Annotated in this window: 14 protein-coding genes; 3 read left to right on the top strand and 11 right to left on the bottom strand. The window is 65.4% G+C overall.

Going from position 1 to position 18,628, the window contains the following annotated elements; genetic code table 11:
- Positions 1 to 177: 177 nt before the first annotated feature.
- From AC0MRV_RS05615 to AC0MRV_RS05605, 3 genes are all read left to right on the top strand, one after another.
- Positions 178 to 1,464 carry a TonB family protein gene (locus AC0MRV_RS05615; RefSeq protein WP_472763456.1) on the top strand — a complete coding sequence of 429 codons (1,287 nt, stop codon included), beginning with the start codon at positions 178 to 180 and terminating at the stop codon, positions 1,462 to 1,464.
- Complete coding sequence (locus tag AC0MRV_RS05610; RefSeq protein ID WP_472763455.1) at positions 1,451 to 2,260, top strand: hypothetical protein; 810 nt, start codon at positions 1,451 to 1,453, stop codon at positions 2,258 to 2,260. The genes AC0MRV_RS05615 and AC0MRV_RS05610 overlap by 14 nt, the downstream gene beginning before the upstream one ends.
- Positions 2,261 to 2,358: 98 nt before the next feature.
- The gene (locus AC0MRV_RS05605) at positions 2,359 to 3,597 is read left to right on the top strand and encodes a hypothetical protein (RefSeq protein ID WP_472763454.1); all 1,239 of its coding nucleotides are present in this window, start codon (positions 2,359 to 2,361) and stop codon (positions 3,595 to 3,597) included.
- Between the two features lie 4 nt (positions 3,598 to 3,601).
- Here the strand turns inward: AC0MRV_RS05605 and eda are convergent, their stop codons facing one another.
- The 11 genes from eda to kduD all read right to left on the bottom strand — a co-directional run bounded on the left by eda (position 3,602) and on the right by kduD (position 18,617).
- Entirely contained in the window at positions 3,602 to 4,252 is a 651-nt protein-coding gene (gene eda, locus AC0MRV_RS05600) for a bifunctional 4-hydroxy-2-oxoglutarate aldolase/2-dehydro-3-deoxy-phosphogluconate aldolase (protein WP_472763453.1), read from the bottom strand.
- A 92-nt stretch (positions 4,253 to 4,344) separates the two neighbouring features.
- A complete protein-coding gene (locus AC0MRV_RS05595) occupies positions 4,345 to 5,442 on the bottom strand; it encodes a PfkB family carbohydrate kinase (protein ID WP_472763452.1) in 1,098 nt (365 codons plus the stop codon).
- A gap of 147 nt (positions 5,443 to 5,589) precedes the next feature.
- Complete coding sequence (locus AC0MRV_RS05590) at positions 5,590 to 6,690, bottom strand: Ldh family oxidoreductase (RefSeq protein ID WP_472763451.1); 1,101 nt, start codon at positions 6,688 to 6,690, stop codon at positions 5,590 to 5,592.
- Between the two features lie 143 nt (positions 6,691 to 6,833).
- The gene (locus tag AC0MRV_RS05585) at positions 6,834 to 7,820 is read right to left on the bottom strand and encodes a phosphoglycerate dehydrogenase (RefSeq protein WP_472763450.1); all 987 of its coding nucleotides are present in this window, start codon (positions 7,818 to 7,820) and stop codon (positions 6,834 to 6,836) included.
- Positions 7,821 to 8,156: 336 nt separating this feature from the next.
- Positions 8,157 to 10,787 carry a pectate lyase gene (gene pelA, locus AC0MRV_RS05580; protein ID WP_472763449.1) on the bottom strand — a complete coding sequence of 877 codons (2,631 nt, stop codon included), beginning with the start codon at positions 10,785 to 10,787 and terminating at the stop codon, positions 8,157 to 8,159.
- A gap of 34 nt (positions 10,788 to 10,821) precedes the next feature.
- Positions 10,822 to 12,111 carry a TRAP transporter large permease gene (locus tag AC0MRV_RS05575; protein WP_472763448.1) on the bottom strand — a complete coding sequence of 430 codons (1,290 nt, stop codon included), beginning with the start codon at positions 12,109 to 12,111 and terminating at the stop codon, positions 10,822 to 10,824.
- A gap of 8 nt (positions 12,112 to 12,119) precedes the next feature.
- The gene (locus tag AC0MRV_RS05570; protein WP_472763447.1) at positions 12,120 to 12,656 is read right to left on the bottom strand and encodes a TRAP transporter small permease; all 537 of its coding nucleotides are present in this window, start codon (positions 12,654 to 12,656) and stop codon (positions 12,120 to 12,122) included.
- 121 nt (positions 12,657 to 12,777) lie between these two features.
- Entirely contained in the window at positions 12,778 to 13,788 is a 1,011-nt protein-coding gene (locus tag AC0MRV_RS05565) for a TRAP transporter substrate-binding protein (protein ID WP_472763446.1), read from the bottom strand.
- A gap of 192 nt (positions 13,789 to 13,980) precedes the next feature.
- Positions 13,981 to 16,575 carry a glycoside hydrolase family 88 protein gene (locus tag AC0MRV_RS05560; RefSeq protein WP_472763445.1) on the bottom strand — a complete coding sequence of 865 codons (2,595 nt, stop codon included), beginning with the start codon at positions 16,573 to 16,575 and terminating at the stop codon, positions 13,981 to 13,983.
- Positions 16,572 to 17,765 carry a DUF4861 family protein gene (locus AC0MRV_RS05555; protein ID WP_472763444.1) on the bottom strand — a complete coding sequence of 398 codons (1,194 nt, stop codon included), beginning with the start codon at positions 17,763 to 17,765 and terminating at the stop codon, positions 16,572 to 16,574. Before AC0MRV_RS05555 ends, AC0MRV_RS05560 begins: the two co-directional genes overlap by 4 nt.
- A gap of 87 nt (positions 17,766 to 17,852) precedes the next feature.
- On the bottom strand, positions 17,853 to 18,617 hold the full coding sequence (kduD, locus tag AC0MRV_RS05550) for a 2-dehydro-3-deoxy-D-gluconate 5-dehydrogenase KduD (RefSeq protein WP_472763443.1): 765 nt from the start codon (positions 18,615 to 18,617) through the stop codon (positions 17,853 to 17,855).
- Positions 18,618 to 18,628: the final 11 nt, after the last annotated feature.

The raw sequence follows: 18,628 nt of genomic DNA, 5'->3' as shown, positions 1-18,628 counted from the left end.
TACGGGTGGGGCGACTCGCATCCTGCCGGACCGACAAAGGGATCGTCAAACCGCAGATTTAACATCGAGCTACCTTAAGTTGGGTATTGGCCCGGTTTTTTCGAGCTATGGCGAAAAAGCGGGAAAGTTTCGCCAACCTTGTGCGTTTCCGCCACCGAGCGGGTGTCTTTGGGTGAAATGAATCGAGATCGCGAACTGCTGGAACGCTACGCCTCCCAATCGGATTCCGAAGCCCTGCGGGAATGGATCCGTTGGCGGATCGATCTGGTCTACTCGGTCGCCTCGCGCGTGCTCGGCGGCGACCCGCATCTCGCGGAAGACGTCACGCAACAGGTGCTCACCACCGCCGCGCAACGGGCCGGCGAGCTGGCGCGACATCCCGCCCCCGGCGGTTGGCTGTTCCACCACACCCGCTTCACCGCCGCCAAACTCGTGCGCTCCCGCCAGCGCCGCCAACAACGTGAACACCTCGCCGCCATGGACCCTGCCCTGAACTCCGAACCACCGGTGGACTGGAGCCGGATCCGCCCGGAGATCGATGCCGCCCTCGACGCCCTGCCCGACCGCGACCGCGACGCGGTCATTTTGCGCTACTTCGAACAGGCCGACTACGGGGCGATCGGAGAACGCCTGCAGCTCTCCGCCAACGCCGCCCGCATGCGGGTCGATCGCGCTCTCGAAAAGTTGAGCATCCAACTGGGCCGGCGCGGCATCCGCTCCACCGCCGCCGCGCTCGGCACCGCCTTGGGAACGCACGCAGTGAGCGCCGCCCCGCCCGGACTCGCCGCCACGGTGACCGGAGCCGCCCTCGCCGGCACCTCCACGCTTACGCTCACCTCCACCTCTTTGCTCGCCATGCTCAAAGCCCCGCTCGTCGCCACCGCCGTGGTCATCGCCACCGGCACCCTGCTGGTCTCCCACGAGACCGCCGTCGGCGCTGCCACGGAACTTCCTTCCAACTCGTTGCAGGCGCCGCCGCCCTCCTCCGCGGCCACCTCAATCGCCCCGACCGTCGACCGGCCCTCGGACGCCGATTACCGCGCCATGGAGCAGGAAATCACCGCCCTGCAAACTCGTCTCGCAGAACTTGATCGCGCCGCCGTGGCCCAGCTTAAACAACCTCCCCTGCGCGGACGCATTCACTCAGTGCAGGAGCTCGATGTCGTGCCAAAACCGATTCAACAAAACGCGCCCAAATACCCGGTGGCCCTCCGCAATCAGGGCACCGAAGGTAAGGCGGTGATCTCCATGGTCATCGATGCCCAGGGCGCGGTGCGCGATCTGACGACGGTCAGCTCGACCGACGAGGACTTCGCCCGGGCCGCCCTCAACGCGGTCTCATCGTGGCAATTTGAGCCGGGCCGGATCGGCGACGTGCCGGTGAACAGCCGCCTGGAGGTCCCGATCCTCTTCAACATCCGACGCGAACCCTCCCCGCCCCCTCCGCTCCATGACTGGTTTTAAGCTGCGCCTTGCCGCCTGGTGCGCGCCGCTGGTGATTTCCGGCGGGTTCGCCCTGCACCTTCAACACCTGCGCCACTCCGATCCCGGCGTGAAACCGGCGCTCGACGAAAAGCCTGCGGCCGAAGCAACGACCGTCAACCGGCCGGCAGCGCCCCACAACGATTCCACCGCCACCGTGCCGGCAGAAACGCGAGCGTTCGAGCGGCTGCGCGAGGAGCTGAGCGGGCTCCGCGCCCGGGTGGTCCAGCGCGAGCAACAACTTCGCGCGGCCGCTCAGGCCGCCCCCAACCCGACCACGCAGCCACCGCCGCCCCTGACCGACGCTTTTCTCACGCCCGAGCAGTGGCGCGATGCCGGTAACAAATCCCCGGCCGCCTTGATGGAAAGCCTGCTGTGGGCCGGCGCCGGCGGCGACCTGGCCCGCGTCGCCGAAATGTTGTTGTTCACTCCCGAAGCCCACGCCGCCGCCGAGGCCCTGTGGCAAAGCCTGCCCCCAGACCTGCGCCCCGCCGAAACCGACGCCTCCGCACTGATCACCCTGCTGGCCACCGACGCCGTGCCGCTCAAACCGGTGACCCTCGCCGGCGACTTCCCCCTCGAATCGGGCGACCACAACATGATCCTGCAGGTGGATCCCGATCCTGCCGCGCCGGGGCCCCGCAGCACGGATCGCCTGCGATTCGTGAAGCTGATGGTCCGCCAAGCCAACGACAACGAGTCTTGGCAAATCGTCGTTACCCCCGAGGCAGTGGCCAGCATGGCCGCAAAGCTGCGACCTCCGATCGAATCGCCATAGGACGCCGTAGGGTGACGGCCCGCCGGGCGCGAAAGCTGCGGGAGACTTGCACGGATAGGGGCAGAGGCTCATTTTCCCCCCACCCCAAAGGTTACCCCGTGAACTCGCCTGCCCCTCGCCTCCCCCCACTCGGCATTGCTGTGGCGCTGCTCTGCGGTGCCATCCTCCCCGCCGGCCACGCCGCGAAACCCGTGCGCACCATCCAGTCCGTCAGCTCCGCGCCCCGCGACCACCACCTTTTTGTCGGCGTCGAAGCCTACCTGACCCACGACCGGGAGATGCTCGAGGTCCGCCGGTTCGAAGGTCAGCAAACCGTGCTGCAAAACGACGCCGGCGAGCAGTTCGTCACTTCGCGCGACAACGGCTACCAGTTCAAAATGCACCCCAAGGTGAGTCCCATCGTGATCGAGATCGATGACCTCAAGGGCCAGGAGGCCTTCTCACCATGGACCGATCCCACCGGCCAGTGGATGTCGCGCCAAGTCGCCTTCTCCGGTCATTTCGACGACTCGATGACCAACGCCGCCCGCCAACTCTCCGCCGGCATGTCCGAGGCCCACAACATGGAGAACGCCGAGCGTGGATCCGGCGGCCCGTCTCCAAATACCAACTACACGAGCGCCTCCGTGATGTCCCAAGCCGTGGGCGAATTTCAACGCACGCAGTCGGCGCTCGGCAGCTTCAACGACACCCCCGAAATCGTCGACCGCATGAACCCGGTCGAAAAGGAACTCGAGGGCACCAGCTTCGACGCGATCAACCTCACCTTCAGGATTGCCGCCCCGGAACCCATCGCCAACGCGCACGCGCTGGCCCGGGTCCGCATCCGTAACAAAGCCGAGGGTTATCAGGACATCAGCTTCCAGCGCGAGCTCGGCGCCATCGGGCGCAACCCGCGCTCCGTCATGCTGACCCTCGACGGCCTCCCCAAGGGATTTGAATACGTCGAGGCCGACATCCACATCTTCAACCAAGGGGTGGAGCTCGCCACCACCCGGTCCGAACGGCACATGCCGCTGACCGCCGGGGAAGCCCGCGAATACCTGCTGCTCGACCACCTCGCCCAACACCGTGGCGAATCGACCGCCGCTCAACCCGTCTGGTCGCTCGCTCCCGGCGCGCTGCGTTCGGCCGACGATGGCGGCGCCTACAACTTCACCGCCCTCGTCGACATCGACGAACGCGGCATCGCCCAGGCCGTCAAACCGCTCGACGGCCAGATCTTGCCGGAGTCCACCCGGACCCTCTTCCGCGAAATGACTTACCTGCCCGCCTTGCAGGATGGGGAGCCAATCGCCTCGACCGTGCAGGTCAATCTGGCCGACTACTTCCGCTGAGCGCTCAGCCCCGCGCCTGTTGCACGATGGCCATCGCGGCTGCCGCCTGCGCGGTGATCGCGGCCCAGTCGCTGGCATCGATTTGCGCCGCGGTGGCAAGCCAGGAGCCCCCCACCGCCGCGACCGACTTCACGGCCAGATAGTCACCCAACTGGCCTTCCTTGATGCCACCGGTCGGCATGAACTTCACGCCGAGATGCGCGTAGGGCGCAGCCATGGCAGCGAGGTGCTTCACGCCGCCAGCGCTTTCCGCCGGGAAAAATTTCAGCATGCGGCAGCCCATCGACAGCGCCGTCTCGATGTCGGTCGGCGTCATCACGCCGGGCGCGAACGGCAGCCCCACTTCGGCCGCCGCCGCCAAGGTCGTGCGCGACGTGCCCGGCGCGACCGCAAATGCGGCGCCGGCCGCCTTCACCTCACGCACCTGCTCGGTAGTCAACACCGTGCCACCGCCCACCAGCATGTCGGGCACCTCCGTCGCAATGGCCTTGATGGCATCGAGTCCCGCGGCGGTCCGCAGCGTGAGCTCGATCACCCCGACGCCACCGGCAAGCAGCGCCTTGGCGAGCGGCACGGCCTTGGCCGGATCATGGATCACCACCACCGGCACAACACCGGCAGCGGACAAACGGGAACGGGTCTCTTCAGCGAACATGACAGGAAAAAGTTAACCACAGATGAACACAGATAAACACGGATGAGCTGGATGTATCTGTGTCCATCCGTGTTCATCCGTGGTCAAAAAAATCAGCGCACCACGCGGGCGCCGCCGCCGGAGATCTGCTTCTCGACTTCCTTGCGCGTGGCCATGGAGGTGTCGCCCGGCGTGGTCGAGGCGAGCGCGCCATGGGCGGCGCCGTATTCGACCGCCTTTTGCGCGTCGTTGAATTCGAGGAAGCCAAACTGCACGCCGGACGCGAAGGAGTCGCCGCCGCCCACGCGGTCAAGGATCTCGAGCTCGGGATATTTGCGGCTCTCGTAGAAGGCGCCGTCGTGCCAGAGGATCGCACTCCAGTCGTTCTTCGTCGCGGTGATGACGCGGCGCAGGGTCGTGGCAGCGGCTTTAAAGTTTGGATACGCCTTCACCGCGGTCTCGATCATGCGTTTGAAGGCATCGGTTTCGATCTCGCTGATGTTCTCATCGACGCCCTCGACCTCGAAGCCGAGCGAGGCGGTGAAGTCCTCCTCGTTGCCGATCATCACATCGACGTATTTGGCGATCTCCTTGTTCACCTCCTGCGCCTTGGCCTGGCCGCCGATGCTCTTCCACAGCGACGGGCGGTAGTTGAGATCGTAGGACACGATCGTGCCGTATTTTTGGGCGACCTGCACGGCCTCGAGCACCACCTCGGGCGTCGTCTCGGAGAGGGCCGCGTAGATGCCGCCAGTGTGGAACCAGCGCGCGCCGAGCTCGCCGAAGATGTGCTCCCAATCGATGTCCCCCGCCTTCAGTTGCGACGCGGCGGTGTTGCCGCGATCGGGCACACCCACCGCACCGCGAATGCCGAAACCGCGCTCGGTGAAGTTGAGCCCGTTGCGCACGCTGCGGCCGATGCCGTCATCGGCGCGCCACTGGATGAAATCGGTCGCGACGCCGCCCTGCATGATGAAGTCCTCAACCAGGTGGCCGACCTCGTTGTCGACGAAGGCGGTGACCACGGCGGTCTTGTAGCCGAAGCACTTCCGCAGGCCGCGCGAGGTGTTGTATTCGCCGCCGCCCTCCCAGGCCTTGAAGGAGCGCGCCGTGCGGATGCGGCCCTCACCCGGATCGAGGCGAAGCATCACCTCGCCGAGCGAGACTTGGTCAAACTGACATTCGGAAGCAGGACGGAGTTGGAGGGACATGATGAAAGAGGTTGGGATTTTTCTTAACCACGAATGGACACGAAGACCTCCGCTAACGCTTCGGTTTTAATCCAAAGTTCAGGCGAAACGGTCGTGGAGCCATTCGTATCCATTCGTGGTTAAAAATATGGTTGGAAGTTTTGTGGTTTAGACTTCGACGGACTTGAGGGAAGCCAGTGACCAGGCGGACGCTCCGATTTCGGCGGCGAGTTCGTTGAACGCGTTCACTTCGGCGGCACTGAAGAGCAGGCCGCCGGCGGCGGCGCAGCGCTTGGCGGCGTCGGCTTCGAGTTGGCCCGGCAGCATGCAGCTCTCGTTGCCGTGACCAAGCAGGTCGTCGAGCACAGCCTTCACGTTCTGCGCCTGGGTGCGACCCGCCGCGAAATCGCCGCCGGCCATCGCGTCGGGATGCCACACCTGAAAGAAGAAACAGCAGGTGCCTTTCTCGCCCTCGCCGACCTTTTCCCAGCGGTTGCGCAGGGTCGGCAGGGAACCGCCAATGTAGGCGCCGATGAGTTCGTTGATGAGCGCGAGCCCGTAACCCTTGTGCGCGCCGAAGGGCACGAGGGCCTTCACCTTGGCGGGATCGGTGGTGAGCTGACCGTTCTCGTCGACGGCCGCGTTCGGCGGCAGCTGCTTGCCCTCCCGGGCGAGCTGTTGCACCCGGCCCATGGCGACGACGGAGGTGGCCCAGTCGATCACGATCGGGTAACCGATTGCGTCGGTGGTGGGCAGGCCCCAGGAGTGCGGGTTGGTGCCGAGCGTCGGAAACTTGCCGCCGAAGGGCACGACCTCGGACAGCGCGGCGGTGCAGTTGGTGTAGGCAACGTAACCACGCTGGGCGGCTTCCATCACGTAACCGCCGCCCCACAGGTAGTGGAAGGCGTTGTCGACCGAAACCATGCCGACGCCGTATTCGTCGGCGAGGCGAATGGCCTCCTCCAGCGCGGCGTAACCGGTGGCCTGACCAAGCTTGCGGTTGGCGTTCCAAATCTTGGCGGCGGCGAAACGGGAAGGTTTCTCCTCGATCTCGACATCGGCCACGCAGCCCTTGGAGCCAGTGCCGAACAGGTGGTCGAGATGCAGCGCCTTCAGCGCGTTGTGGGTGCGGATGCCGTGACGCGACGCGGAGGCGCACAGCTTGGCGCCGGCGGCCGCCTCCTCGGGGTTGAACCCGCGATGGCGATAGGCCGCTTCGACGAGCGCGTTATGGTCAGCTTCAGCGACAACGTAAAAGGTCTCGGACATAAGGGATAAGTGATCGGCGTTCAGCTCTCAGCCATCAGCGCAAATGGGAAGTCGCGGAGGCTTTCGTGTATTTCGTGTGTTTCGTGGTAAAAAACCAGCGTCGGAGTGGTTCCGTGTCGTCGGTGTGTTCCGTGGGCCAGCCATCAGTCCAACTTGCCGTTGATGTAGGGCACGTCGGGGTTGACCTGGGCGAGGGGCTTTTCGCCCTTGGCCACGTTGATGAGATTCTGCACGGCCTTGGTCGCCTGACGCTGCACGCTCTCGTGGGTGCGCGAACCAATGTGCGGCGTGCAGACCACGTTGGGCAACTGCAGCAACGGGTGATCCGCGCGCGGCGGCTCTTCGTCGAGCACGTCCGTGCCGTAACCACCGACGCGACCGTCCTGCAGCGCGGCCACCAGGTCGTCGGTGTGCACGATCTCGCCGCGGGCGCAGTTGAGCAGCAGCACGCCCTTTTTCATCTTGGCGATGGACTCGGCGCAGATCATGTCGCGCGTCTCCGGCGTGAGGTTGGTGTGCAGCGAAATGTAGTCCGCGGCCGCATAGATGTCGTCCACCGAGTCGGCGCGAGAAACGTCGTGCGACGACGCAAAGGCTTCATCCCAATACACGTCGTAGGCGATGACCTTCATCCCGAAGGCGCGGGCGCGAATCGCGACTTCCTTGCCGATGCGACCGAGGCCGATGATGCCGATGGTCTTTTCCAGCAGCTCGTGACCGGTCTTGCGCTGCCAACCGCCACTGCGGGTGGAGTCGCAGTGGAAGAGCAGGTTCTTCTCCAGGGAGAGCAGCAGCAGGAAGGTGTGCTCGGCAACCGTCGTGTGATTCACGCCCGGCGTGAAGAGCAGCGGGATGCCCTTCTCGGTGCAGGCGGCGACATCGATCTTGTCGACACCGATGCCGTATTTGGAAATCACTTTAAGGCGCGGCTGGGCCTTCTCGAGCACCGCCCGGGTGATCAGGTCGTCGCCGCAGATGTAGGCGTCGATGTCGCCCACGAGCGCGAGCGTGTCGGCCTCATTGAGCGGACCGCGAGCGGTGACGATTTCCCAACCGGTCTGGGCCAACAGCTCGTGATGGGCGCCGGGGGTGTCTTGAAAGGACGTGGTGGTGATGAGAACGCGGGGCATGGCGGAAAAGTGGTTTCCCGCAGAACCATGACGATGACCAACCGGATCAGCCACGACCACCGCGGGAGGGTCAGCATAGCGCAGTAGCGTCCCAAAACGTCACGCGCTAATCCGCATGTCGGTTGTCATTTTCCGCAAGGCGGTGGCCTGTAGCCACGAGCGTAAGCGAGTCGTCAAACCCGCCACTCGCGCACGCTCGCAGCCCCACTCCACGCCTTCCACCGCCGTCCTCATTTCAGTTTCGCATGCGCCGGTCGATGGCGAGTTTCTGGTTGGCGCAAACGGCTCAGCCGGAACTGAGGCGCATGGCGGCTGCCGCGCCCGCCCCACCGCCACTTAGCGCGCGATCGGCGATGGAATCCGCCAATCGTCCACGCCGCCCAAAATCGCCCCCGCCGTCCACACCGGCTCGGCGTTGTCCAAGGTCTGCGCCCACGCCACCCGCGCGGCGTTGTTGGCGCCCGGACCGCGACTGGCGAGTTCGACGTAGCGGGACGTTTCCTCGCGCTCGGGCTGGTTCCAATTGTGCCAGCCTTCGGCGCGGACCACCGCGCTCATTTCCGTGCGCACGAAGGTCGTCGCGGCGTGCGCTCGCCACGGGCGCCCCAGGTAGGTTTCCACGCCTTCGGCGCCGGTGATCACACAATCGAGGAAGGTGAGGCCGTGCCCTTGATCCCACGGCGTGGAGGCGGCGGTGATGTAACCGTTCCCGACACAGTGAATGTGCGTCCGATCGAACACGGCATTGGCGGCGCCGAAGATGAAATCGACATGCCCCTCCACGTAACAGTCGGCGAAGTAGTGGCGGCCGCGATTGACCAGGATCGTGTCCTGCCAGCCGAGGAAACGGCAGTTGCGAAACACCACGCGGTCGGCATCGACCCGCAGCGCCAAGGCCTGCCCCACCGGACCGGCGTCGTTGGCGATGGTGAGGTTTTCCACGATGAAGCCCGGACCATCGATGTGCAGGGTCGGCGTGCGGAAGGTGCCGATCTTCCTGCCGTCGGGCCCTGTCATGTTGGCGTGGATACCTTCGACCAAAGTCGTGGTGACCGGGTTCTCGCCGATGAGTGCGATGTTGCCGCGCTCCTGCTGCACGTAGACGCGCTCGCGGTAGACGCCGGGTTTCACGAGGATGATCCAGCGCGGCGCATCACCGGGTTCGGCGCGCGCCTGGCGTGCCCCATAGATCGCAGCCTCGATCGCCGTGAAGTCTCCGCTGCCGTCGGTGGCGACCACGGCATCGGCAAACCCGGCCGCGATGGGCAGATCGAGATTTTTCATCTCCTCAATGGCCAACTTCGCCACCGCCCGCGCGCCGACGGGCGAATAGTGCGTGTCGTCGCTCACGCCGTCGGGGCGCGTGGGGAGCTCCCCCGCGGCATACCACAGGTGCAGCGCCTTGCTGCCCTCCACGCCGCGACTGCGCTCCAGTTCCGTGGTGCGTTGCTCCATTTCGAGCAACGGCACGTCGAGCTCCGCCGCCACCGCGCGCACCACCGCCGGGTAGTCCCCGTGGGTCGGCGCGAGTTCGGTGCCCGCCTCGTTCCACTTTCGCCGCGCGACCGAGGTCGCGAGAATCGGGTGCGCGCCGCGTTCGCGCACGTCGCCGACGAAGCGCATGAGGTTGTCACGATAAGCCCCATGGGGATCGGCGTAGCGTTCGGGGGATTTGATCTTCTCGTCGTTGTGGCCGAACTGGATGATCACCCAATCGTCCCGCCGCAGATCGGCGACGAGTTTGGCCCAATGGCCTTCGTCGATGAACGACTTGGTGCTGCGTCCATTCAGGGCCCGGTTGTCAACGTGCCACCCGGGCAGCAGGAACTCGCGCAAGGCCTGCCCCCACCCGCGTTCGGGGTCGGTGAGCCGTGGTTTGTCCGCCGCCGTGGAATCACCGGCGATGAAGAGGACCGGTTGCTCGGAGCGGCGAGCCAGGCGGCGACGCCACGCCGGATATTCCTTTTGGATCAGGTCCATCGCCCAATCGCCGTAGTAGGCGTAGCCCGCGCGGCGTTCCGATTCGACCTCACTCAAGTCGTAGTGGATGACCGCGTCGCGACCGGCGAAAATCGGACGATTGGTGCCGATCTCGTAGAAGCGCGCCCAGGCGTCCTTCTTCGCATCGGCAACGAGGCGTTGATCGCCGTCCGCCCGCTCGACCCGTCGACCGGGAATGGCGGTTGCCTCGAACCATTTGATGGCGGCTTCGATTGCCCGCACGGTGCGCGCCGAAGGGTTGGGCAACTGCATCAGGAAACGCACGACGCCCACGCTCTCGGCGCCCGAAAGTGAGATGGGTTCGAATTTTCGGGCCGGTGCGGGGGCCAAGGTCTCAGCATCGTGCTGGGCGCACCACACGGTGAGTTCACCATCGACGACGACTTGGGTGGCGAGGATACAGGCCACGCCCTTGTAAAGCGCTTCTTCGATGTCGTCGGCCATCTCCGCATCGACAAGTCCCGCCCACTCCGCCTGACCCGCCCGGGCGTCGCGCAGCACCTCCAAGACGCTGATCATCGCGTTGTCGTTGTAGGTGATATGCGTGTAGTAGCCCGGCCGCAGCGGATAGAACTGCGGCCAACCACCGCTGGGGTAGCGCGCTTCCAGCAAGTAGCGCAGCCCGCGACGCACCGCGGCGACGACTTCCTCGTCAACGGCCCCCTGCGCCACGCGCGCGAGGAAACGGAGCTGGGTGGTGGTGGCGCCGTTGTCGATGGTGGGACGATGTTCGGCTCTACGGGTCGCAAAATAGTCCGGCGGCGGAGGGACCGTCATGTCGGTGTTCTTCGCCCAACCGCCGGTCGCGTCCTGATAAGCCATGATCGTGCGCGCCACCTCGCGCGCTTCATCGCTGCCATACCAGGCCTCGTCCTGCTTGAGGATGTTGCGCCACTCGGGCGCGCCCTGCAGCGAGCAGGCGGCTACCAGCAGGATGGCCCAGGCCATCGGACACAGCTTGGTCATAGAGGTATGGGATCGGGGTTGAGGAAAGCGCGGCTTACATGAGCCCCAACCAACGCGGCAACGCGGTCGAAAGCGCGGGCCAATAGGTCGTGAGCAACAGCGCCAGCAACATGGCAAAGAAGAACGGAATCATCGGCGGCACCACCCGCGCGATCGACGAACGACCCACACTGCAACTGACGAACAAACACGCGCCGACCGGCGGCGTGCAGAGTCCGATGCAGAGGTTGGCGATCAGCACGATGCCGAACTGCACCGGATCCATGCCGAGCGCGGTCACCACCGGGAGGAAGATCGGCGTGAAGATGAGCACCGCCGGGGTCATGTCCATGAAGGTGCCGACGATCAGCAGCAGCACGTTAATGAGGAGCAGGATCACGATCGGGTTGTTCGACAGCCCGATCATCGCGTCGCTCACCATCTGCGGCACGCGCTCGGAGGCCAACACCCAGCTCATCGCCTGACTCGTGCCCACCAGCAACATCACCACCGCGGTGGTCTTGGCCGCCCGCAGCAGGATGTCGGGCAAACGCGAAAGCGGAATTTCGCGATACACCACCACCCCCAGCACAAAAGCGTAGGCCACCGCGATGGCCGAGGCTTCGGTGGCGGAAAACACCCCCCCAAGGATGCCGCCCATCACGATGATGACGAGCAGGAGACTGGGCAACGCCCCCCACAAAGCGCGGCCAAAGGGCGGAATCTCAACCGCTTCGCCGGAGGTCTTGAGCGCACCACTGCGCAGCGTGAGCACGAGGCTCACCGCCATGATGAACAATCCGCAGACCACCCCCGGCATCACGCCGGCGAGGAAGAGCGCGGCGACCGATACGTTGCCCGCCACCACCGCGTAAACGATCATGATGTTGCTCGGCGGAATCAGCAGACCGGTCGTGGCCGACGTCGCGGTCAGCGCGACGGCAAACTCGCGTTTGTAGCCCTTGGCCTCCATCTCGGGGATGAGGGAGCCGCCGATCGACGACACCGCCGCCGCGGCCGAACCCGACACCGCACCAAACATCATGCAGGTGAGCGTATTCACATAGGCGAGGCCGCCCGGCAGGCGTCCCACGAGGGCGAAGGCAAAGTTCGTCAAGCGCCGCGCCATGCCGCCCTCGCCCATCAAGCCGCCCGCCAGCACAAAGAATGGAATCGCCAACAAGGGAAAACTCGCGATGCCCGACGACACGCGCTGGGCCATGATGTAGCCGTTGGAGTCGCCGCCGATGCTCACGAGCGTGCCGGCCGCCGCGAGGCCGATGCACACCGCCACCGGCGTATTGAGCACGAGCAAGCCCACGAAGAGGACCAGTAGAATCAGCACCTCGACGCTCATAGGATCTCCTTTCCAACCTCATCGGCCGAAGCCGTGGTGCGACCCGTGAGCAGGTGCTCAATGGAAAAGGCGATGATGAAGAGGCCACTGAGCGGCACGACCAGATTGAGGTAACCCACCTTCCAATTCATCGCCGGCGTCACCTGGCCGGAGCGCAGCGTCTCGACCACCAGCATGGTGCCACCGTAGACCAGCACGAAGCCGGCGAAGACGATGATGGCGACCTCGGCGATGATCGCGGCGAAGCGGCGCGCCGCCGGATCGAGCTTGCCCACGAAGTAGTCGACCCCCAGGTGGCCGCGCTCGCGAAACATCAGGGCCGCGCCGAGCAGGGATACCCAGACGAGCGCGTAGATCGCGAACTCCTCCGTCCACCGGCTTTGCGTGCCGAGCACGTAGCGCGAGAGCACGCCCCACAGCACGTCGAGCGTGAGCAGCGCAAAGAGCAGAACGGTGAGCCATTGCAGGCCGTTGACCAAGGCGGCCCAGAGCCGGTTGCTCGGGGTCGGTTCATTACCAAGACGGTAGCTCATCGACGGGCCTCCGTGAGGAATGCTGTAGCCGGGGTCGTTGACCCCGGAAGAATGGCGGAGTGGCACACGAACCGGGGTCGCCGACCCCGGCTACAGCACGGACCAACCTTCAACTCCGTCTTCATTTCACCTCCCGGATGCGCGCGGCGAGCTGACCGATGGGCGTGTCCTTGAATTGTTCATACAACGGCGCGGTGGCCTCGACGAACGGGGTCTTGTCCGGCGTGTAAACGGTGACGCCGGCCGCCTTCACCTGCTCCAGGGCCTCCTGCGTTTTCTCCGCCCAGAGTTGACGCTGGAAGGTCACGGATTCGGCGGCCGCCTGCTCGATCCAAGCCTGCTGCTGCGGGCTGAGCGTTTCCCAGACCGTCTGGCTGAAGATCACCATGTCCGGGATGCGGGTGTGTTCATCGAGGGCGTAATGCTTGGCCACCTCGTAGTGGCGGCTGGAAAGAAAACTCGGTGGGTTGTTCTCCGCGCCGTCCACCATGCGTTGCTGCAAGGCGGTGTAGAGCTCGCCCCACGGAATCGGTGTCGGCGCGCCTTTGAGGGTGGAGATCAGGTCCATCGCCATGCGGCTCTGCAGGGTGCGAATCTTTTCGCCGGCCACATCACCCGGTTCGAGGATCGGACCGTCGATGGTGTAGAAGCTGCGGCTGCCGGAATCGTAATAACACAGCCCGTGAATGCCAACCGGCGCACCGGCTTCGAGCAGCTCCTTGCCGATGGGACCGTTGAGCACCTGCCAGTAGTGCTCGTCGTCGCGGAATAGATACGGCAGGCCGAATACCGCCATCTCCGGCACGAAACCCTCCATCGCCGCGGCCGAGGTTTTGACCATCGCGAGCGCGCCGCGCTGGAGTTGCTCGACCGTTTCCGGTTCCGAACCCAGTTGGCCGTTGGGGAAAATCTGTATCTCCATCTCGCCCCCGGAAATCTCCGCCAAGCGCTCGGCCATGAACTCCATGCCGGCGTGCACCGGGTGCGACTGGTCGAGCGCGTGTCCCAACTTGAGCACCGTGCGGGCGCCACCACGTTGGGACGAAGCGCGCTGCAGGAAGACAAAACAAGTGGCCGTCAACAACGCTCCGAGAACGAGGCCGACCGCGAGAAAGGAGGTTTCCTTACGCATGAATGGGTGCAGGGGTTGAGGAAGGGGCAAACGACGACACGGAGGCGGTCTCGTTTGTGCCCTGCGAACACCGGAGCGCCCGCAGGGGAAGGCAGAAAAGGGAGCACAAAAGCCTAGCGCAAGGCCGGCTCCGGCCGGCAGGCGCTAATCCGCATGGTGATTGTCAAAATACGCAAGGCGCGCTCCCGCCCATCAATGGCCGGCCTGATGCAACGAGGTCGGCGGCGGGGGCACCGAGTTGCGCCCCTTGGCGCCACTGGCAGGAATGATTTCCACGTTGTCGAAACTCACCTTGCGGGCGTGCGACAGGACCTCGGCCGAAGTCACGCCGGAGAAGGTGCTGTTCTTGATGCGGATGTTTTCAATCACCGCGCCGTCGAAGCCCTGCACGAACATGACGCGCGGGCTGCCGGTCGAGGTCACGTTATCGATCTCGACGTTGCGCACGATCGGCGTGTGGTCGCCGCGCGGCCCTTCCTCGTAGAGCAGATCGATCGTGAGCACGGCCTCGGCCACCGTGCCGATGGTGACGTTGCGCATGAAGACGTTCTCCAGGATGCCTCCGCGCACGGCGTTGTTCTTGAAGCGCAGGGCGCGGTCGAGGTTGGGGCTGTCCATGGTGCAGTTTTCGACGAACACGTTGCGGATGTGGCCGGAACACTCGCTGCCGAGCACCACCCCGCCGTGGCCGTCCTTCATGGTGCAGTTGCGCACGATGATGTTTTCCGACGCCACGTTCACGCGGCGACCGTCGTTGTTGCGACCGGACTTGATGGCGATGCAGTCGTCGCCGGTGTCGAAGAGGCAGTCCTCGATGAGGATGTCCTGCGAGGACTCGGGATCGCAGCCGTCGTTGTTCGGGCCGTGCGAACGGATCGTGAGACCGCGCACCGTGATGTTGCGGGAGAGCACCGGGTGCACCTCCCACATCGGCGAACGGATGACGGTGACGCCTTCGATGAGGATGTTCTCGCAGCGGTAAGGTTGAATAAAGTTGGGCCGCAGGTGTGTGCCCGGACCAAAAACGCGTTCGGCCACCGGCACCCCGGCCTCGGCCATGGCGAAGAGTTGGTTGCGGTCGGGCACCTGCTTGGTCGGCTGACCGGCGGCTTTGTGGTTCCAACTCCACCAGTTGTCCCAGTCGGCCTGACCATCGAGCGTGCCACCGCCGGTGATCGCGATGTTCCGCTGCTCCCACGCATAGATGAGCGGCGAGTAGTTCATGCACTCCATGCCCTCCCAGCGCGTGTATACCATCGGGTAGTCCGCCGGGTCGGTGGAGAATTTCAGCACCGCGCCATCGCTCACATGCAGGTTGACGTTGCTCTTGAGATGAATCGCGCCGGTCAGCCACTCGCCCGGCGGCACCACCACCCGACCGCCGCCGGCTTCGTGTGCCGCCGCGATGGCAGCGGCGATGGCCTCGGTGGCCTTGACCGTCGCACCTTCCCGCGCACCGAAATCGGTGATGGCGAAATCGCGATCCGGAAAAGTCGGCGCCTTGATCCGCGCGAGCACACGTTCGTAGTCCGCCCAGCCGGTCACGCGCAGCGGGGTCGCGTGCGCCGGGGTCGAGAGCAGTTGCTGGACCTGAATGCCCGCGCCGATGAACGGGCCGGTGCCCTTGGGGTCGTTGGCGATGATGGGCTCACTGACGTAATACTCAAACGAACCGTCGCGTGGCCGCCCCGCACTGTTGGTGTAGCCGAGCCCCGCCACGGCACAGCAACGTGTGAGCTCGGTGAGCCCCGCGTCGTTCACGCGCACGAATTGCTCGATGAGCCCGGCGTAGGCCTTGCGGATCACCGGCTCGTAGCGGTCACGCGGCAGGTAGCCCTTGTTCACCGCCTTGGCCAAGGCGTAGACAAACTGCGACGTGGCCGTCGCCTCGAGGTAGTTGCCCTCGCGGCCCGGTTGGTCGAGCACCTGCCACCAGACGCCTGTATCCGGATCTTGGTGACGCTCGAGCCCGGCCGCGACGCGGCGGAGGATCTCGACGATCGATTCCACGTCGTGGTGGATGCCGGGGATAAAATCGAGGCAGTCGACCAGCGCCATGGCATACCAACCCTCGGCCCGGGCCCAGTGATTGGGCGACAGGCCGGTGGCCGGATCGGCCCAGCTTTGGGCGCGGGCTTCGTCCCAGCCGTGGCGATGCAGCTCGACCGCGGGCACCCATGCATGCCGGTCCATCAGCATGAGTTGTTTGGCAACGTCGTCGAAGGCGGCGGGTTCGTCGAACATCTTGCCGTAGGCGGCGTAGAACGGGGCCGCCATGTAGAGTCCGTCCAACCACATTTGGTGCGGGTAACGCTGCTTGTGCCAGAAGCCGCCCTCGCTGGTGCGGGGGTGATCGCGGAGTTGTTGGCGCACGGTGTCGGATGCGATCTTGAAGCGCTCCTCGCCGGTGCGTTCGTAGAGCCGCAGCGTCACCTTGCCGGGCGTCACCATATCGATGTTGTAGTCCGCCATCTTGTAGGTGCGGATCGAGCCGTCGGCGGCCACGAAGCTGCCCACAATGCCTTCGGCGTAATCGCGCAGATCGTCGTCACCAATGGTCTCGGCGAGATCGATCATGAAGAGCGAAAGCAGTCCGGAGGTGTAATCCCAACGCGCCCGCGGCGCGCCTTCGAAATACAGGGTCTCCCCGTAGCGCGCGCGTTCCGACCTAGCCAGGCGGGTGGACCACTCCAGCGGCGTGGCGCCGTTGAAGGTGGGGATCTCCGCGGCCGTCAGCGGCGTGAGTGACAACAGCAAGAACGTGAGAGCGGAACGAAGACGCATCATTCGGCGGGGTCGAGGTTAAGCGTGAGGGGGTGGCGCAGGCGCTGGGCGGCGGCCTGCAGGTAGGCATGCCAGGACTTGGAGTCGGGAAAATCACCGGACAGTGACCAACCGCCGCCGGCGTAGGCGGTCACGACGGAGCCATCCTGCACCGTGCTGAGCAGGTAGTTGTTGGCCTCGTCCTCCGCCGTGCCATCAGCACGGCCCGGAGCCAGCAGCACCGCAGTGCCAAGCGCGCCGTGATCGTCGGGATAAACCGACCAGTTGCTGAGCAATCCCAAGTCGGGGTCGGCGGTCACCGCGGGTTGCAGGTCGTCGCGGCGAGTCAGCCCCACCGCGACCAGCGCCTCGGTCCCCCCGGTGAGGGAGAAACGGCTCTCGATGCGATCCAGGTTGTGGCCGGCATCGACCGTGAAACGCTTGGTCTCAGTGAGCGTGGCACCGTTGCCGAGATCGATGGGGGCGTAGTCGAGTTCGAAGACGGCGCGGATCGGGCCGTTGGCCAGCACGCGCGCGGCCTGCCAGTTGCCGGCCGAAATCGCCATGGTGCCGGTCCACATAGCGGTGCCCCCCACCCCGCTGTGCGTGCCGACCGAATACATGTCGAGCCCCTCGCCGCTGTCGACGTGGTAGGCGTCGTGACCCTTCAAATACCAGCGATCGACGATGAGGTAGCGCACGCGCTTGGCCCAGTAATCAAGGCCGGCGCTGCGCAGCTGGCTCTTGCCGGCTTCGGCGCTGTTGAGCCGCGGTCCGTAGGCGCGGTGCGCCATGCGATCGTTTTCCCACGCGAAATCATCGAGCCGCTCCGGCACATGGCGGGCAAACACGCGCGAAGGAAACGGCGGCACCACGGCCTCGGTGGTTTCGACGATGAAAGTCGCGCGGTGTTCGCCCGCCGCGAAGTCATGCTGCCAGATCAGCTCGTCATACTGCGCCGGGCGCACGTTGGGCGTGAAGTTGGTGATCTGAAACGGCACGAGCGCGCCGGTGTCGGCGCGCCGCACCTGCACATGGTCGAAGCGCACGTCGGGCAGGCGTTCACGCACCGCCGCGAAGGGCAACACGATGGTTTCGCTCGGGCGGGCGGCCGCGAGGTCGTGGGAAACGGTGACCAGAAAACGGTCGGCACGCAGCGGCAAAACGACCGCGGCGGCAAACAGACAGAATACGACGAGGGGGCGACGGAGCATGGCAAGGGAGCCACTCGCTCACGCTCGCGGCCACGGCAGCGGGTCACCGCGAGCGTGAGCGTGAGCGAGTGGACGGGGTTGGGAGGTTCAGCGGGCAAGCCAGCCGCCGTCGACGGCCAGCACGGTGCCGTGGACGTAGGCTGCTGCCGGGGAGGCAAGAAAAACGGCGGCACCGACGAGATCGGACGGATCGCCCCAGCGACCGGCGGGGATACGATCGAGAATAGCCGCGTTGCGCGAGGTGTCGGCCCGCAGCGGAGCCGTGTTGTCGGTCGCGATGTAACCGGGCGCGATGGCGTTCACGTTGATGCCCTGCGGCGCGAGTTCGTTGGCCAACGCGCGGGTCAGCCCGAGCACCGCACTCTTCGAGGCCGTGTAGGCGACCACGCGGATACCGCCCTGAAAGGACAACATCGACGCGATGTTGATGATGCGACCGCCACGATTGCCCGCGAGGCAGGCCCGGGCAAAGGCCTGGCTGAGCTCGAAGACGGCATCGAGATTGACCGCCATGACGTCGTCCCAGTCCGCCTTCGCATAATCCGGAAAATCCGCCCGACGAATGATGCCGGCATTGTTGATGAGGATCGTGGGGGCACCCAGCTCCTGTTCGACGCGGGCAAGCGCCGCGGCGCCCTGCCCCGCCTCGCTCAGGTCGACCGGCACCACCAGCGCGCGACGGCCGGCGGCGGTGACAGCGGCTGCGGCTGCGCGGCAATCGCCGCGGGCGAGCAGCGCGACATCGGCGCCGGCTTCGGCAAGGCCTTGCGCCAAGGTCGCGCCGATGCCCTGCGAAGCTCCCGTCACGACGGCGATTTGCGCCGACAGGCTGAACGCGGGCAGAACACTCATGAGTGGAGGGC

It is taken from the genome of Actomonas spartinae (assembly GCF_051209155.1).
GTDB lineage: Bacteria > Verrucomicrobiota > Verrucomicrobiia > Opitutales > Opitutaceae > Actomonas.
This window is presented reverse-complemented; position numbering and strand designations above follow the sequence as displayed.

Excerpts from the sequence above, each read along its gene's own strand:
- AC0MRV_RS05615 (WP_472763456.1), top strand. The coding sequence starts at position 178 with ATGAATCGAGATCGCGAACTGCTGGAACGCTACGCCTCCCAATCGGAT.
- AC0MRV_RS05610 (WP_472763455.1), top strand. The coding sequence starts at position 1,451 with ATGACTGGTTTTAAGCTGCGCCTTGCCGCCTGGTGCGCGCCGCTGGTG.
- eda (WP_472763453.1), bottom strand. The coding sequence starts at position 4,252 with ATGTTCGCTGAAGAGACCCGTTCCCGTTTGTCCGCTGCCGGTGTTGTG.
- AC0MRV_RS05595 (WP_472763452.1), bottom strand. The coding sequence starts at position 5,442 with ATGTCCCTCCAACTCCGTCCTGCTTCCGAATGTCAGTTTGACCAAGTC.
- AC0MRV_RS05590 (WP_472763451.1), bottom strand. The coding sequence starts at position 6,690 with ATGTCCGAGACCTTTTACGTTGTCGCTGAAGCTGACCATAACGCGCTC.
- AC0MRV_RS05585 (WP_472763450.1), bottom strand. The coding sequence starts at position 7,820 with ATGCCCCGCGTTCTCATCACCACCACGTCCTTTCAAGACACCCCCGGC.
- pelA (WP_472763449.1), bottom strand. The coding sequence starts at position 10,787 with ATGACCAAGCTGTGTCCGATGGCCTGGGCCATCCTGCTGGTAGCCGCC.
- AC0MRV_RS05570 (WP_472763447.1), bottom strand. The coding sequence starts at position 12,656 with ATGAGCTACCGTCTTGGTAATGAACCGACCCCGAGCAACCGGCTCTGG.
- AC0MRV_RS05565 (WP_472763446.1), bottom strand. The coding sequence starts at position 13,788 with ATGCGTAAGGAAACCTCCTTTCTCGCGGTCGGCCTCGTTCTCGGAGCG.
- AC0MRV_RS05560 (WP_472763445.1), bottom strand. The coding sequence starts at position 16,575 with ATGATGCGTCTTCGTTCCGCTCTCACGTTCTTGCTGTTGTCACTCACG.
- AC0MRV_RS05555 (WP_472763444.1), bottom strand. The coding sequence starts at position 17,765 with ATGCTCCGTCGCCCCCTCGTCGTATTCTGTCTGTTTGCCGCCGCGGTC.
- kduD (WP_472763443.1), bottom strand. The coding sequence starts at position 18,617 with ATGAGTGTTCTGCCCGCGTTCAGCCTGTCGGCGCAAATCGCCGTCGTG.